This window comes from Chromohalobacter nigrandesensis, assembly GCF_023061285.1.
Lineage (GTDB): Bacteria > Pseudomonadota > Gammaproteobacteria > Pseudomonadales > Halomonadaceae > Chromohalobacter > Chromohalobacter nigrandesensis.
On sequence record NZ_JAKGAM010000001.1, the window covers coordinates 288655 to 303781 of the forward strand.

General features: G+C 58.8%; 16 protein-coding genes. 4 read left to right on the forward strand and 12 right to left on the reverse strand.

What is annotated here, in order from left to right:
• The first annotated feature begins 2 nt into the window (after positions 1 to 2).
• Complete coding sequence (locus tag L1073_RS01390) at positions 3 to 530, forward strand: DUF2062 domain-containing protein (protein ID WP_246896457.1); 528 nt, start codon at positions 3 to 5, stop codon at positions 528 to 530.
• 9 nt (positions 531 to 539) lie between these two features.
• Here the strand turns inward: L1073_RS01390 and L1073_RS01395 are convergent, their stop codons facing one another.
• Both L1073_RS01395 and L1073_RS01400 read right to left on the reverse strand, forming a co-directional pair.
• On the reverse strand, positions 540 to 1250 hold the full coding sequence (locus tag L1073_RS01395) for an ABC transporter ATP-binding protein (RefSeq protein ID WP_246896458.1): 711 nt from the start codon (positions 1248 to 1250) through the stop codon (positions 540 to 542).
• 10 nt (positions 1251 to 1260) lie between these two features.
• Positions 1261 to 2502, reverse strand: a complete 1242-nt coding sequence (locus L1073_RS01400) for a lipoprotein-releasing ABC transporter permease subunit (protein WP_246896460.1) — start codon at positions 2500 to 2502, stop codon at positions 1261 to 1263.
• 227 nt (positions 2503 to 2729) lie between these two features.
• On the opposite strand from L1073_RS01400, the gene L1073_RS01405 reads away from it, so the two are divergent.
• From L1073_RS01405 to L1073_RS01415, 3 genes are all read left to right on the forward strand, one after another.
• The gene (locus L1073_RS01405) at positions 2730 to 3842 is read left to right on the forward strand and encodes an agmatine deiminase family protein (protein WP_246896461.1); all 1113 of its coding nucleotides are present in this window, start codon (positions 2730 to 2732) and stop codon (positions 3840 to 3842) included.
• A gap of 4 nt (positions 3843 to 3846) precedes the next feature.
• Complete coding sequence (locus L1073_RS01410; RefSeq protein WP_246896462.1) at positions 3847 to 4746, forward strand: carbon-nitrogen hydrolase; 900 nt, start codon at positions 3847 to 3849, stop codon at positions 4744 to 4746.
• 139 nt (positions 4747 to 4885) lie between these two features.
• A complete protein-coding gene (locus L1073_RS01415) occupies positions 4886 to 5746 on the forward strand; it encodes a DNA replication terminus site-binding protein (RefSeq protein ID WP_246896463.1) in 861 nt (286 codons plus the stop codon).
• A gap of 5 nt (positions 5747 to 5751) precedes the next feature.
• Here the strand turns inward: L1073_RS01415 and L1073_RS01420 are convergent, their stop codons facing one another.
• The 10 genes from L1073_RS01420 to L1073_RS01465 form a co-directional block, all read right to left on the reverse strand.
• On the reverse strand, positions 5752 to 6036 hold the full coding sequence (locus L1073_RS01420; protein WP_246896464.1) for a YrhK family protein: 285 nt from the start codon (positions 6034 to 6036) through the stop codon (positions 5752 to 5754).
• Between the two features lie 131 nt (positions 6037 to 6167).
• Positions 6168 to 7586: a Si-specific NAD(P)(+) transhydrogenase gene (gene sthA / locus L1073_RS01425; RefSeq protein ID WP_281504427.1), complete on the reverse strand. Its 1419-nt coding sequence runs from the start codon at positions 7584 to 7586 to the stop codon at positions 6168 to 6170.
• A gap of 177 nt (positions 7587 to 7763) precedes the next feature.
• Positions 7764 to 8021 carry a (Na+)-NQR maturation NqrM gene (nqrM, locus tag L1073_RS01430; protein WP_075367888.1) on the reverse strand — a complete coding sequence of 86 codons (258 nt, stop codon included), beginning with the start codon at positions 8019 to 8021 and terminating at the stop codon, positions 7764 to 7766.
• A complete protein-coding gene (locus L1073_RS01435; RefSeq protein WP_246896466.1) occupies positions 8018 to 9070 on the reverse strand; it encodes an FAD:protein FMN transferase in 1053 nt (350 codons plus the stop codon). The genes nqrM and L1073_RS01435 overlap by 4 nt, the downstream gene beginning before the upstream one ends.
• A complete protein-coding gene (nqrF, locus tag L1073_RS01440) occupies positions 9067 to 10299 on the reverse strand; it encodes an NADH:ubiquinone reductase (Na(+)-transporting) subunit F (protein WP_246896467.1) in 1233 nt (410 codons plus the stop codon). Before nqrF ends, L1073_RS01435 begins: the two co-directional genes overlap by 4 nt.
• Positions 10300 to 10321: 22 nt before the next feature.
• Positions 10322 to 10942 (reverse strand): NADH:ubiquinone reductase (Na(+)-transporting) subunit E, encoded by a 621-nt coding sequence (gene nqrE / locus L1073_RS01445; RefSeq protein WP_246896468.1) that lies wholly within the window; start codon positions 10940 to 10942, stop codon positions 10322 to 10324.
• Positions 10942 to 11616, reverse strand: a complete 675-nt coding sequence (locus L1073_RS01450) for an NADH:ubiquinone reductase (Na(+)-transporting) subunit D (protein WP_246896469.1) — start codon at positions 11614 to 11616, stop codon at positions 10942 to 10944. The genes nqrE and L1073_RS01450 overlap by 1 nt, the downstream gene beginning before the upstream one ends.
• 2 nt (positions 11617 to 11618) lie before the next feature.
• The gene (locus L1073_RS01455; protein ID WP_246896941.1) at positions 11619 to 12395 is read right to left on the reverse strand and encodes a Na(+)-translocating NADH-quinone reductase subunit C; all 777 of its coding nucleotides are present in this window, start codon (positions 12393 to 12395) and stop codon (positions 11619 to 11621) included.
• The gene (locus tag L1073_RS01460; protein ID WP_246896470.1) at positions 12392 to 13627 is read right to left on the reverse strand and encodes an NADH:ubiquinone reductase (Na(+)-transporting) subunit B; all 1236 of its coding nucleotides are present in this window, start codon (positions 13625 to 13627) and stop codon (positions 12392 to 12394) included. Before L1073_RS01460 ends, L1073_RS01455 begins: the two co-directional genes overlap by 4 nt.
• Before the next feature lie 2 nt (positions 13628 to 13629).
• Positions 13630 to 14979 carry a Na(+)-translocating NADH-quinone reductase subunit A gene (locus tag L1073_RS01465; RefSeq protein WP_246896471.1) on the reverse strand — a complete coding sequence of 450 codons (1350 nt, stop codon included), beginning with the start codon at positions 14977 to 14979 and terminating at the stop codon, positions 13630 to 13632.
• Between the last annotated feature and the right edge of the window lie 148 nt (positions 14980 to 15127).

Sequence of the window (15127 nt, forward strand, 5' to 3'; positions counted from 1 at the left end):
CCATGCCTCGCCGATTTCTGCAGCGTTACATGCCCCAGCCGGAAACGCTGAAACGCCAAAAATCGCTGCGTTTCATGCATCACCTGCTGGGCGATCCATCCCTATGGATGCTGTCGCGCCGTAGCGTCGGCAATGCGTTCATGGTGGGTCTTTTCGTTGCCCTACTGCCCATCCCATTACAGATGGTCGTCGCCGCCTTCGGCGCTTGGCTGCTGCGCTGCAACCTGCCATTGTCCGTCAGCCTCGTCTGGCTGACCAACCCGCTCACCATACCGGTGATCTTCTACTTTAATTACCGTGTCGGTGCGTGGCTCCTCGACTCGCCCGCACGCCACATGCCGGATAGGCTGTCGACGGCGTGGATTGCCGAGAAAATGGCGGATATCTTACCCGCCTTGCTGACGGGCTCGCTGGTGGTGGCGATCATCGTCGGTTTGCTCAGCAACCTGACGATTAGGCTGATATGGCGTTGGCAGGTATCTCGAAGCTGGAAGCGCCGCGCACGGCGGCGCCGCCAGCGTAAGATGTAGCGTCCTCACTCAGTCCGCGCTCAGGCGTCCTTGATCGAGGCGCATCACGCGGTCCTGATGCGCAGCGAGACCGGTATCATGAGTAACGATGATGAAGGCGCAGGCGCTACGCGCGACCAGGCTATCCATCAGCGCCAGGATGTTGCCCGCCGTGGTCTGATCGAGATTGCCGGTCGGCTCGTCCATCAGCACCAGACTCGGATCGGTCACCAAGGCGCGAGCTATCGCCACGCGTTGCCGCTCCCCACCCGAGAGTTCGCCCGGCTTGTGCTCGCAACGCTCTGCCATGCCGACCCGGGAAAGAATGTCACGCGCCTTGGCCTGCGCTTCCTGCCGTTTTTGCCCACGAATGAACAATGGCATGGCGACATTTTCCAGCGCCGAAAACTCTGCCAGCAGATGGTGGAACTGATAGACGAAGCCGATATGGCGATTGCGAAAGTCACCCAATGCCGCTTCGCCCATGTCGGCGAGCGACTGACCGGCAACGCGTACATGGCCGGCACTCGGGCGGTCGAGACCGCCCAGAAGGTTGAGCAACGTGGTCTTGCCCGATCCTGAACTTCCCACCACGGCAACCCGCTCACCGGCCCGCACTTCCAGCTCCAGCGCATCGAGCACGGTGACGTCCTGCGGCCCCTCGCTATAGATACGCGTCAAGCCATCGCAGTGCAGCATGATCTCATTATCGGCGAACTTGGAGTTGCCATTAGATGCCATCGCGGCTTCCTCATTCATAACGCAATACCTCGGCCGGTTGAATACGCGCCGCACGCCAAGCGGGATACAGTGTCGACAGGAATGTCAGCACGAAGGCCGATCCGGCGATGATGCCTACATCGCCCCACTGAAGTTGCGAGGGCAGATAGCTGATGAAATAGACATTGGGATCCAGGAACTGGATACCCGTCAGTGCCTCGAACCAGGCAATCAGGTCCGACACCGACAACGCCAGCACCACGCCAAGCGCCACGCCCACGACGGTACCAATGGTTCCGATCGCCATGCCCTGGACCATGAAGATACGCATGATGGTTCCCGGTTTGGCGCCGATGGTCCGCAAGATCGCGATGTCGGCGTGCTTGTCGGTCACTACCATGACCAGGGTAGAAACGATGTTGAATGCCGCCACGGCGACGATCACCATCAACAATAACCCGATCATGCGTTTTTCCATCTGGATCGCCTGAAACAGATTGCCGTGGGTATAAGTCCAGTCCACCCCGCGGTAACCACTGCCCAAGTCGTCCACGATCGCATTGGTGACCGGCCCCGCCTGGAAGAGATCGTCCAGTTCCAGGCGTAGGCCACCGACCGAATCTCCCAGGCGGCCCAGCTTCTGCATGTCCTCGATGTTGGCATAGGCCAGGTTGGCATCAAGATCGGCGCCTATCTTGAAAATTCCGCTGACGGTGAAACGCTTGAGACGTGGGAAGACGCCCCCAGGCGTAATCGACGCCTCAGGCACCAGCAACGTCACGCGATCCCCCACGCCTACGCCAAGGTTGCGTGCCAGCAAGTCACCCAGCACCACATGCCACTCGCCGGGCGCAAGATCGTCTAGCGAGCCTTGTGTCATGTGCTCGTCGATGATCGACACCTTACTTTCATAGCTCGGCTTGATCCCGTTGACCATTGCTCCCTGGGTACGCCCTTCAGAGGAAAACATGCCTTGCTGCTGAACGTACGGGGCCGCGCCGATGACGTGGTCACGCTTCTCCAGGCGTTCGGCGAGTGTCTGCCAGTCCGTCATGCCCCCCTGGGCTTCGATCTTGGTATGCGGCACCATACCCAATATGCGTGTTCGCAATTCATGATCGAAACCATTCATGACCGACAACACGAGGATCAATACCGCCACGCCCAGCATCAGGCCTAACATGGACGTCAGAGATATGAATGAAATGAAATGGTTGCGGCGTTTCGCGCGTACATAGCGCAATCCGATAAGAAACGGCAAGCGATCCAGCATCGACATCGATTCCTTGGTATGAGCCGGGCTCATGGTACGTGTTTTTGCGTGCTCCTGCATGAGCCAATGACAGCGAATAAACCACTCGGTGGCATCATCATGGGCAGCGCCTGGTGATACTTGTATCCGTGTCGGCGAAGACTAAAATGCTGCAGCCCGCCGTCATCATCGACATGACCCCGAGATCCTGCCACGGCGTCGTGCCTCAATCCCCATAGGAGACCGCAATGCTCCCACGCCTGTTCCCCGAATGGCATCCCCAGGATGCCATTCAACTCACTTGGCCCAGTGCCGAAAGCGATTGGGAACCCCTGCTCGAGCGTATCGAAGCCTGCCTGGAAGCCTTGGTCGTGGCTATCACACGGTATCAACCCGTACTGATCGTGGTCGCCGATACCCAGACATGCGAATGCCTCGATTCACGTTTCACGCACCTGGGTATCCACCCCAAGCAATGGCATCTCATTGAGGCACCATCGAACGATACCTGGACCCGCGACCACGGGCCGATTGCCATCGAACGCGACGGCCAGATCGTTCTGCTCGATTATCGCTTCACCGGCTGGGGCGGAAAGTTCGCCGCCGAGCGCGATGACGCCCTGACCGAGACCCTCTCGAATATCGGCATTTACGCCGCCCGTCGGGAAGCGCGAGAGATGGTTCTGGAAGGCGGTGCCATCGACGGTGATGGCGAGGGCACGTTACTGCTCACCGAAGCCTGCCTGCTCAATCCCAACCGTAACCCGCACCTGACGCGTGAAGACATCGAAGCCGCCTTGCGCGACGACATGGGCATCGAGCGTTGCCTATGGCTGACTCAAGGCCATCTCGAGGGCGACGATACCGATAGCCATATCGATACCCTGGCCCGATTCTGCGATGCCGAAACTATCGCCTATGTACGCTGCGAAGACCCCGACGATCCGCATTTCTCCGCGCTGACGCAGATGGAAAGCGAACTCAAGGCCTTCAAGCGCACCGATGGCGAACCGTACCGCCTCATCCCTCTGCCCCTGCCTCGCGCATGCTATGACGCCGATGATGGCCATCGCTTGCCCGCCACCTACGCCAACTTCCTGATCATCAACGGTGCGGTCCTCGTACCCACCTATGCCGATGCTGCCGATGGCGTGGCCCTGACAGCCCTGGCCAGCGCATTCCCCGGACGCGATATCATTCCCATCGACTGTCGCACCGTCATCCGCCAACATGGCAGCCTCCACTGCCTGGCCATGCAACTGCCACGCGGCGCGTTCTTCACCGCATCCGCCGCCAATGCCAATGCGAACGGTGCCAATACCAACGTTGCCAATACCAACGTTGCCAATAACAAGGAGTAACGCCATGCCTTCGACACTCAAGGTAGGACTCTTTCAGCAACAAGCCTGGCCGGACAAGGCCCGTAGCCTGCGGGAAAGCGAGGCCGGCATTCGTGAACTGGCGGAGAAAGGCGCCGAGCTGATCCTGCTTCAGGAACTGCATGCCACGCATTACTTCTGCCAGACCGAAGATGACCGCCTGTTCGATCTTGCCGAACCGCTCGACGGCCCCAGCGCCCAGCAACTGGCTGCCCTCGCCGCCGAACTCGATATCGTGCTCGTCGGCTCGCTTTTCGAACGCCGTGCCGCCGGGCTCTATCACAACACTGCCGTGGTGTTCGACCGTCAGCGCGGTCGCGTCGGCCACTATCGCAAGATGCATATCCCCGACGATCCGGGCTTCTACGAAAAATTCTATTTCACGCCCGGCGATGCCGAAGAGGACGCCGGATTCGAGCCCATCGAGACATCCGTCGGCCGGCTCGGTGTCCTGGTCTGCTGGGACCAATGGTATCCGGAAGCCGCGCGCCTGATGACCCTCGCCGGGGCCGACCTGTTGCTCTACCCCACTGCCATCGGCTGGCATCCGCTCGACGACGAGGCCGAGAAGCAACGGCAAAAGGATGCCTGGACAGTGATTCAGCGCTCACATGGTGTGGCCAATGGCCTGCCGGTCGTGGTCGCCAATCGCGTCGGTCACGAGGCCGACTCCTCGAATGCGACGCCGGGCATCGACTTCTGGGGCGGTAGCTTCATCTGCGGCCCCCAGGGCGAGATATTGTCCCAGGCCGGCGATGAAACGACGCATCTACTAGCCGAACTCGACATGACACGTAGCGAACGAGTGCGGCGAGCCTGGCCTTACCTGCGTGACCGACGCGTCGATGCTTACGCCGACCTCACCAAGCGTTACCGCGATCGTTGAGTGGCGGGCCGCCCTGGCCCGTCATCCAAGGGCGGGCTCTGCTCATCTCCTGCGACCGGCGTTGAACTCCAGGCCTACTTGCCAAGATGCACCAAGCTTGCCACCATGTGGCCATCAGTATTTAGATAACGGTATAAATATGGAGCGACAATATCACCTCCTGGCCCAACTCGAGCATGACTTCGATCATGTGATCGAAACCTGCGAGGCACTCATCGGCCATGTCGAACACGCACCTCCGAGAGGCTGGGTACTGGGCGATACGCCCTTTGATATCGCATGGCTACGCCATGCACTGCTCGACTTCTGGTATCAAGACGGCCAGGACGGTCGCGCGACACGCAATTACATCGGCCTGATCGCCGCCGACCCCACATTGCTGGCATACGTCACCGACATCAATCACGCCAAGGAGACCTTCGCGGCGACACTCGCCGAGATTCGCCAGGACGCACCGAGCCTGCTCCCTGAGATCAAGGCCGTGTTGCCCTTTCGCCATCCCACGCTGCACGACCATCTACGTGGCCAGGGCTTGGCGCGTCTGCATCTCAAGCAATGCTGGCGCCACCTGCCCGTGGCAGACGCACCGCTATCGCGTGTGCGTCTCGCCTGGTATACCAGCGGACGCTCCATCAAGCGACTAAGCGTGCGCGATGCCGAACGCCGTCTTCTGGAAATGGATACCGACAGCCCACATATTCGTATTCAACTACGCCATTTGGCGGGCATCCCTGACAGCGAACCATTGGCACAGGTACAAACCCAGGCCCCCGTCATGCGCGCCAACCTGTTCTTTCATGAAGCCCTGGCGGATGGGCGCCTGCGCCGTGCCATGAACCTGCCATTGCCGCTATTCATACCCAGTGAGGATGGCCGTCTACCGTCGCACAACACTCCGAAGGCAACCCCCCCCGACAAGCGAACGCGTGCCAAACGCGCCGATACCAAGCTCGAAGACGCACCCTTCCTGCCCAGCTTGCGGATCTATCGTTACCGATAATCGCCTCAGAATTCCTGACTGCTGGAAGGCAACTGCTTGAGGGTAAACTGACGGTGCAGACGAATCACGGGGCGCACCAACAACTGTAGACTGCCCAGCACGAACAGCCACACGCCCGCTTCCTTGACGCTGCCCTGGTAGAAAAAACAGACGCTGCCGATCGTGAACCATAGCCCGATCAAGAGATCGTTCACGGTGCTGGCCAGTTCATGACGACGGTGAATGATCAACTCTTCGCGTCCCAGGGTGAACGTCGTTTCGTCGCTATGCTGCTTGTCTTCGCGATACATAAAACCTCCTTGTGCTCATGGGCGATTGATCCCCCAATGCAACGAGCCGGCACTTGTGCCGGCTCGTCGAATGCCGATCCACGCCGGCAAATGCTCAAGGCCCTCGAACGCCGGGCCCATGTCGACCCGTATCAGAATATACGATTCAGGCCATTTTGCGCCGCGACACGATACGCCTCGGCCATGGTCGGATAGTTGAAGGTGGTATTGATGAAATACTTCAGGGTATTGGCCTCGCCCTTTTGCTGCATGATGGCCTGGCCGATATGCACGATCTCGGAGGCTTGGTCGCCGAAGCAGTGAATCCCCAGTATCTCGAGCGTCTCGCGATGGAAGAGGATCTTGAGCATTCCCACCGTATCTCCGGTGATCTGCGCACGCGCGGTATCCTTGAAGAACGCCTGCGCTATCTCGTAGGGCACCTTGGCTTCGGTCAACTCGCGTTCGCCCTTGCCCACCGAACTGATCTCGGGAATCGTATAGATACCGGTGGGAATGTCCTCGACGAAGCGGAAGTCTTCCTCCAGGAAGTCATCGCTAGCACTGCGTCCCTGATCGTAGGCGGCGCTGGCTAGACTCGGCCAACCGATGACATCGCCTACGGCATAGATATGCGGCACCATGGTGCGATAGTGCTCATCGACCTGTAGCTGACCGCGTCCATTGGGTTCGAGGCCGATGTTTTCCAGCCCTAATTGATCGGTATTGCCGGTACGTCCGTTGGCCCACAGAAACGCATCCCCGCGCAGACGCTTGCCGGACTTGAGTTTGACGACCACACCCGATTCATCGCCTTCGATGCTTTCGTAGTCTTCGTTATGGCGTACCAACACGCCATTCTGGCGCAGATGGTAGGAAAGCGCGTCGCTGATCTCGTCGTCGAGGAACGACAGTAGGCGCTCGCGCATATCGATCAAGTCGACCTTGACGCCGAGTCCTGAAAAGATCGAAGCATACTCGGACCCAATGACCCCGGCCCCGAAGATGATCAAGTTACGAGGCGTATGCGATAGCCCCAAAATGGTGTCCGAACAATAAATGCGGGGATGCCGGAAGTTGATATCGGCGGGACGATAAGGCCGAGACCCCGTGGCGATCACGAACTGCTGGGCACATAGCTCTTCGACGCCTTCCTGGTTGTCACGCACGATCAGGGTGTGCTCGTCACGGAAGTTCGCCACCCCGAAGAAAAGATCGATACGATTGCGCGAATAGAACTGGGTACGCATCTCGACCTGCTGGTCGATGGTTACCTTGGAACGTTCAAGCACACGAGGAAAGGAAAACCAGCGCGGTTCGCCGATGTCGCGGAACATGCGGTTGGTATTGAACTGCATGATCTGCTTGACCTGGTGGCGTAGCGCCTTGGACGGGATCGTCCCCCAGTGGGTGCAGTTGCCGCCCACCGCTTGTTGCTTCTCGACGATGGCCACACGCTTACCGTGCTTGGCCGCGTTGATCGCAGCGCTTTCGCCTGCGGGACCCGAGCCAATCACCACCACATCATAATTGTGAACTGCCATTAGGTTCGCCTGCTCCTCTCGATGCATGAGGAACCGCTGCGATAAGCCTCAACGCAAGACTGGCCACGGCAAGCGGGGATGACGAGGTGCGCCGCTATCGGCGGCACATACCCGTATTTCCCGCAATATCATGTCGGGACACGCCCTAAGGCGCCTTGGACTCAAACCAACGATTCCAGTGTGAGTATTGATTGACGAGTGCGCTCAGCGTCGAACGGCGTCGTAGCCGAGGTCGGCGCCCCGGTTCTCGTCGCTGGAACGACGCGCACTCTTGCGGCGCTTTTGATTCTCTTCTTCGCAGACCTTGTCATTCCCGCCGCAGATATCGCACCCCTCCTTGAGGCCCAACTGATTGAGCCCCCCGCACGAGCCTGCGATCGGCTTACGGCCGAGAATGACGCCGATGGCCATACCCGCCAGCAGCAGCAGCATCAATGCGAATACCAAAAGCCATAGTGTCATTGCTTTTCCCCTTCGGACGGCTCATCCGCAAGATAGGTATGAAACACCTCGCTAAGTTCTGTCTTGAAGCCCTCATCGGTTTTGACGATGAAATAAGCCGCAATATCCTCGCGATTAGCCAACGCCATGCCTTTCTCGGGCCCCAGAACCTCGAGCGCCGTCGCCAGACCATCGGCCGTCGCGCTACGCTTGGAGACGACCGTCACCGAGGCGAGATGATGGGTGATCGGACGACCGGTACGCGGGTCGATGGTATGCGAAAAACGCTGGCCATCTTCCTCATAATAATTGCGGTAATCCCCCGATGTCGCCACCGCCACGTCTTCGAGTTCAAGCACGCGTTGCACGCTACGCTCCCGGGAAATCGGTTTTTCCACGGCGATGCGCCAAGGCTCGCCATTGGGCTTGGCGCCCCGTGTACGAATTTCGCCACCGACCTCCACGAGATAGGACGTCACGCCCAGCGCATCCAGGCGAGCCGCCACTTGGTCGACCCCGAACCCCTTGGCGATACCCGAAAGATCGACATATACCGGCTTGGTCTTGATCAGGCGATTGCCTTTCAATTTCAGCGCCTGGTAACCGACCTCGTCCAACGCCTGGGCGATTTCATCGTCGCTGGGCACTTCGTCCGGACGCATCTCGGGACCGAAGCCCCACAGGTTGACCGCACTACCGATGGTGACATCGAATGCCCCCTTCGAGAGATCGCCGATATCGATAGCTTCCCTGATCACATTCGCCGTGGCAGAGGATAATTCGAACGGCTCATTCACCGACGCGGCATTGAAACGCGACAACTCCGAGTCGGACTTATAGGTCGACATCAGATGATCGACCTCATCGAGCGACTCCTTGATTCCATCCTCCAGCGACGCAAGTTGCTTATCGCTGAAGTCACCATAGACGGTCACATGGTAGCCCGTCCCGAAGATGGGACCCTCGAAGCGATGCGCCTGCGGTGGTTGATCGCAGCCGACCAGCATCAATAACACAAGCAGGACCAGCCCTCTCCAGGCCGATCCTGCACAGTATGCTGCGAGCCTCATCCGCCGAAGTCGTCCAGCATGATGTTTTCAGGCTCTACACCCATGTCGGTCAGCATCTTGATGACGGAGGCATTCATGATGGGCGGGCCGCACATATAGTATTCGCAGTCTTCCGGCGCCGGATGGTCCTTGAGGTACTTGTCGTAAAGCACATTATGGATGAAGCCGGTGTCCCCTTCCCAGTTGTCTTCCGGCAACGGGTCGGAGAGCGCGAGATGCCATTCGAAATTTTCGAACTCTTCGGCTAACTGGTCGTATTCTTCATTATAGAAGGTCTCACGCCAGGAGCGCGCACCGTACCAGAATGAGATCTTGCGCGACGATTTGAGGCGTTTGAGCTGATCGAAGATATGGCTGCGCATCGGCGCCATGCCTGCGCCACCACCGATGAAGATCATTTCCGCATCGCTGTCCTTGGCGAAGAACTCGCCGAATGGCCCCATCACCGTCACCTTGTCACCCGGCTTGAGCGCGAAGACATACGTCGACATCAACCCCGGGGGGTGATTGGTATTGGGCGGCGGTGCCCCGATACGAATATTGAACTTGAGGATGCCCTTTTCATCGGGATAATTGGCCATCGAGTAGGCGCGAATGACCTCCTCGTTATTCTTGTGCGAAATATCAAACAGGCCAAACTTCTCCCAGTCACTACGGTACTCCTCCTCAATGTCGAAGTCCTTGAAGGAGAGATCATAGGGTGGCGCTATCAGTTGCACATAGCCACCGGCGCGGAAAGCCACATCCTCGCCTTCGGGAAGCTTGAGGTTGAGCTCCTTGATGAAGGTAGCAACGTTGGGATTCTCGGTGACCTCGCACTCCCACTTCTTGACGCCGAAGACCTCTTCGGGAACCTCGACCTTCATGTCCTGCTTGACCGGCACCTGACAAGACAGCCGCCAGCCCTCTTTTTTCTCACGCAGGGTGAAGTGAGACTCCTCGGTGGGCAGAATCGAGCCCCCGCCATCGACCACACGGCATCTGCACTGCGCGCAGGAACCGCCACCGCCGCACGCCGAGGAAAGAAAGATGCCGTTGGCGGCCAACGTTTGCAGCAACTTGCCGCCAGCCTGGGTCGTCAGAGTGTTCTCGGGATCGTCGTTGATCTCGATGGAGACATCGCCACTGCTGACCAGACGACTGCGCGCCGTCAAGATCACGGCCACCAGACCAAGCACGATCACGGTGAACATGACGACGCCGAGCACGATGATGGATGTATCAACCATGTCGGTTTCCTATTTCCGTTGCTTAGAGCTGGATGCCGGAGAAGGACATGAAGCCCAATGACATCAGTCCGACGGTAATGAACGTAATCCCCAACCCTTGAAGGCTGGCCGGCACGTCACTGTACTTGAGCTTTTCCCGAATTCCCGCCAATGCGGCGATCGCCAGCGCCCAGCCGAAGCCAGCCCCGGCACCAAAGACCACCGATTCGCCGAAGTTGTAGCTACGCTCCACCATGAACAGGGACGCGCCGAGAATCGCGCAATTCACGGTGATCAACGGCAGGAAAACCCCCAGCGCGTTATAGAGCGTGGGAACGAATTTATCGAGGAACATCTCGAGGATCTGCACCAGCGCCGCGATGACGCCGATATAGCTCAGCAGCCCCAGGAACGACAGATCGATATTCCCGGCGCCTTCAAGGCCCGTCCAGGTCAACGCACCTTCCCTGAGCAGATACGTCAGGATCAGGTTATTGACCGGCACGGTAATGGTCAGCACCACGATGACCGCGATTCCCAGACCGATCGCCGAGGAAATCTTCTTGGAAACGGCCAGAAACGTACACATGCCGAGGAAGAACGCCAGTGCCATGTTCTCCACGAACACTGCCTTGACGAAGAGGCTCAGATAATGTTCGAACATTACACGGACTCCTTAATCTTGGCCTTGCTGTTGGCCACGATCCGGTATTCGGTCTTTTCGACCTGCTCGGTACGAATGCTGCGCAGCACCCAGATGATCAGGCCGATAACGAAGAATGCCGAGGGCGGCAACAGCATCAGACCATTGGGTACGTACCAACCGCCGTCCTGCACCGGCGTCAGCACTGTGAAGCCGAAGACGCTACCGGAACCGAAAAGCTCACGGAAAAAGCCGACGATCAACAGGATCACGGCATAACCCAGACCATTGCCGATCCCATCGAGAAAGCTCATCACAGGGCCATTTTGCATGGCATAGGCCTCGGCACGGCCCATGACGATGCAATTGGTGATGATCAGCCCCACGAAGACCGATAGCTGTTTGGACATCTCGTAAGCATATGCCTTGAGCACCTGGTCGACCACGATGACCAGCGAGGCAATGATGGTCATTTGCACGATGATGCGGATCGACGACGGAATATGCTGACGAATCAACGAAACGAACAGATTGGAAAACGCCGTGACCGCGATAACGGCCAGGCCCATGACCAACGACACACTCATGGAATTGGTCACCGCCAGTGCCGAACAGATCCCCAGCACCTGCAGCGCGATCGGGTTGTTCTTGAAGACTGGCGAGAGAACGACGTCTTTTACGGATTCAGCAGCCATGTTCACGCTCCTTCGGAATTGCCGTGGAAGCGGGCGAGATAGGGGCCGAAGCCACTCTCGCTCAGCCAGAAATGCAGCATGTTGGTAACGCCGCGGCTCGTCAGCGTCGCCCCCGACAAGGCATCGACTTCATATTCACCATCCGCGCCACCCTTGACCAGGGAGATATCGGGATTCATGCCATCTTCTGCATAAATCTCCTTGCCCTTCCACTTCGACTTCCAACGAGGATTGTCAACCTCGCCACCGAGTCCCGGCGTTTCGGAGTGATCGTAGTAGGACAATCCGATGATGGTATTGCCATCGCCTTCGATAGCGAAGAAACCTCGCATCAGCCCCCATAGCCCCTGCCCGCGAATCGGCAGAATGATCTGCTCGGGATCATCGGGATCGTCGCCCACCAGATAGACTGTCGAGTACATCTCTTCGCGCCCGATACCCGCACTATCCTCTTCACCGGACAGGGTACGCGATGTCGCAGGGTCACTGGCGGCGTCGAACTGATCGTAACTTTGCGGATCGAAACGATCGCTGTACTCACCGGTCTCCAGTTTGATTACACGCGAGGTAATCAACTCATCGAAAGCATCGTCGACATCCATCCCCGGCTCGTAGAGGTTAGCCACCTGCAAGATGTTGCTCTTGCGGTCGAGCTCCTGGTTCTTCTGCTGGGTAGGCTGCAAGACCACGGCAGCGGTCGAGACCACCACCGAGCACACGATGCACAGCGCGAGTGCGACCGTCAGTGTTTTCTTGATGGAGTTGTTACTGGCCATCAGGTGGTCTCCTCGGTCGTCGCGGTGGAATACGCGGCATCACGCTTCTGGCGGCGCTTGATGTTGGCCTGCACGAAGAAGTGATCGATCATCGGCGCGAACAGGTTGGCGAACAGAATCGCCAGCATGATGCCTTCCGGAAACGCCGGATTGACCACCCGGATCAATACCGTCATCACCCCGATCAAAAGGCCGAACAGCAACTTGCCACGATCAGTCATCGACGCCGATACCGGATCGGTGGCCATGAACACCATCCCGAAGGCGAAGCCACCGAGCACGAAATGCCAGTACCATGGCATGCCGAACATCGGGTTGCTGTCCGAACCGATGGAAGTGAACAGCATGGCGGTCAGTGCCATGCCCACGAATACGCCCAGCATGATGCGCCACGAGGCAATACGCGTAATCAACAAGACCACCGCGCCGATGAGGATCGCCAGTGTCGAGGTTTCCCCCACCGAACCGGGAATGAAGCCCAGGAAAGCATCCCACCAACTATATGCCTGCTGCACGGCACCCATGCCGTTCTGCGCCGCAGTGGAAAGCGCGGTCGCGCCGGTATAACCGTCGGCAGGCACCCACACGCTATCGCCGGAGATCTGCGCCGGATAGGCGAAGTACAAGAAGGCACGCCCGGTGAGCGCCGGGTTCAGGAAGTTCTTGCCGGTGCCGCCGAAAATTTCCTTGCCGATCACGACCCCGAAGGTGATCCCCAAGGCCACCTGCCACAGCGGAATCGTCGCCGGCAGAATCAACGCAAAAAGCACGGAGGTGACGAAGAAGCCTTCGTTGACCTCATGACCACGCTTGACGGCGAACAGCACCTCCCAAAACCCGCCAACGACGAAGGTCACCAGGTAGATAGGCAAGAAGTAGGTGGCGCCGAGCACGAAATTGGCCCAGATACTGCCGGGATCGTGGCTCCCGGCCAGCGCCATGGTGATAGCTTCGCGCCACCCGCTCAGTGCGCCGAACCCATCGCCCATCGCCATATTGGCCTGCAGGCCGGCGTTGTACATGCCGAAAAACATCGCCGGAAAGGTACACAGCCACACCGTGATCATGATCCGCTTGAGATCGATGCCATCACGCACATGCGCCGTGCTTTTGGTCACGTCCGGGGGCGTATAGAAGATTGTATCGACGGCTTCGTAAAGCGCGTAGAACTTCTCGTATTTACCACCCTGGTGAAAATGCGGCTCGAGCTTGTCGAGCGTATTACGAATTCCCATCGTCAGGCCTCTTTCTCGATCATGGTGAGGTTATCACGCAGGATGGGGCCGTACTCGTACTTGCCGGGGCAAACGTAGGTACAAAGCGCGAGATCTTCTTCATCCAGCTCCAGACAACCGAGTTCCATCGAGCTCTCGATGTCGCCCACGATCAATGAGCGCAACAGTTGTGTCGGCATGATATCCAGCGGCATCACGCGTTCGTAGGCGCCCACCGGTACCATGGCGCGCTCGGAACCGTTGGTAGAGGTATTTGGCGAATACCGATCGAGCCCCAGAAACTGAGAGACATAGATGCCCATCACCGAATGACGCCGCAATCCCGGCGACAACCAGCCCAGTAAGGCACGCTTGTTGCCCTCTTCGAGCAGCGTGAACTGGCGATGGAAACGGCCCAGGAAGCGCCGCGAGCCTTCGGCGATCTCGCCACCGAAGACCGACCCTGAAATCACGCGAGCGTCATCGGGCGAGTCGACCTCACCTTCCAGCAATTCACTGCTGCTCGCCCCGAGACGCGTCCGCAGCAAGCGCGGCTGCTTGGCGCGCGGCCCGCCGACGGCCACTACCCGCTGCGTCTCGAGGCGCCCTTCGGCAAACAGCTTGCCGAAGGCGATGACATCTTGATAGCCGAGATGCCACACCTGACGCGCAAGACTCACCGGCGAAAGATAATGGATATGGGTGCCCACCAGTCCGGCAGGATGCCGGCCGGCAAAGGTCTCGGAACGCACGCCTTCGAGCTCACTGCCCGGCAGCTCGGCGCCTTGCCCATGGCAGACGAACACCTGACCTGGCGTCAGGTGCTTGAGCACCTTGAGCCCCTGCTCGAACGCAGCGGCGTCCTCACCGATTACCACATTGGGGTCGGCGGCAAGGGGATGCGTATCGATGGCAGTAACGAAAATATCGGCGGGAGTCGTATCGGGTGCGGGCGTGCGGGAATAAGGGCGAGTCCTGAATGCCGTCCAGAGCCCTGAATCGACCAATTGATCAACGACCGTCTGGCGCTCCAAGTGTTCCAGCGCGTCCGCGCCATGCGCCGTGAAGGGTACGGCCTCTTCGTGATCATCGAGTTTGATGACGACCGACAGCAGGCGCCGCTTCTCGCCGCGATTGATCGCCACCACCTCGCCTGCGCCTGGTGCCGTGAACCGTACGCCCGGGATCTTCTTGTCGGTGAACAGTAGCTGGCCCAGTTTTACCTTGTCCCCCTCGCGGACCTCCATTGTCGGCTTCATGCCCACGTAGTCGGTACCGAGTATCGCCACGTGCCGCACGGGCGGCGCATCGTATATGCGCTGCTCGGGCGACCCGGCGATGGGGAGATCCAGGCCTCGTTTGACTTCGATCATAGTCTCGCCCAGTTGTCGGATCTGATGTTTCGAAAGGAAAGGGGTCCATGAACGGCCACACGCTTGCCACGCGTCTTATAGGCACGCTGAGCAGCACGGGCAATCTTCACGGTAGTCGGATTCTTTTCTTATCAGACGATTGTTTCTT

Coding starts and splice junctions, on each gene's coding strand:
- nqrE (WP_246896468.1), bottom strand. CDS start 10,942: ATGTTCGAACATTATCTGAGCCTCTTCGTCAAGGCAGTGTTCGTGGAG.
- L1073_RS01400 (WP_246896460.1), bottom strand. CDS start 2,502: ATGCTGGATCGCTTGCCGTTTCTTATCGGATTGCGCTATGTACGCGCG.
- sthA (WP_281504427.1), bottom strand. CDS start 7,586: ATGCATCGAGAGGAGCAGGCGAACCTAATGGCAGTTCACAATTATGAT.
- L1073_RS01395 (WP_246896458.1), bottom strand. CDS start 1,250: ATGGCATCTAATGGCAACTCCAAGTTCGCCGATAATGAGATCATGCTG.
- L1073_RS01420 (WP_246896464.1), bottom strand. CDS start 6,036: ATGTATCGCGAAGACAAGCAGCATAGCGACGAAACGACGTTCACCCTG.
- L1073_RS01410 (WP_246896462.1), top strand. CDS start 3,847: ATGCCTTCGACACTCAAGGTAGGACTCTTTCAGCAACAAGCCTGGCCG.
- L1073_RS01450 (WP_246896469.1), bottom strand. CDS start 11,616: ATGGCTGCTGAATCCGTAAAAGACGTCGTTCTCTCGCCAGTCTTCAAG.
- L1073_RS01405 (WP_246896461.1), top strand. CDS start 2,730: ATGCTCCCACGCCTGTTCCCCGAATGGCATCCCCAGGATGCCATTCAA.
- L1073_RS01465 (WP_246896471.1), bottom strand. CDS start 14,979: ATGATCGAAGTCAAACGAGGCCTGGATCTCCCCATCGCCGGGTCGCCC.
- L1073_RS01390 (WP_246896457.1), top strand. CDS start 3: ATGCCTCGCCGATTTCTGCAGCGTTACATGCCCCAGCCGGAAACGCTG.
- nqrF (WP_246896467.1), bottom strand. CDS start 10,299: ATGGTTGATACATCCATCATCGTGCTCGGCGTCGTCATGTTCACCGTG.
- L1073_RS01415 (WP_246896463.1), top strand. CDS start 4,886: ATGGAGCGACAATATCACCTCCTGGCCCAACTCGAGCATGACTTCGAT.
- L1073_RS01460 (WP_246896470.1), bottom strand. CDS start 13,627: ATGGGAATTCGTAATACGCTCGACAAGCTCGAGCCGCATTTTCACCAG.
- nqrM (WP_075367888.1), bottom strand. CDS start 8,021: ATGACACTATGGCTTTTGGTATTCGCATTGATGCTGCTGCTGCTGGCG.
- L1073_RS01435 (WP_246896466.1), bottom strand. CDS start 9,070: ATGAGGCTCGCAGCATACTGTGCAGGATCGGCCTGGAGAGGGCTGGTC.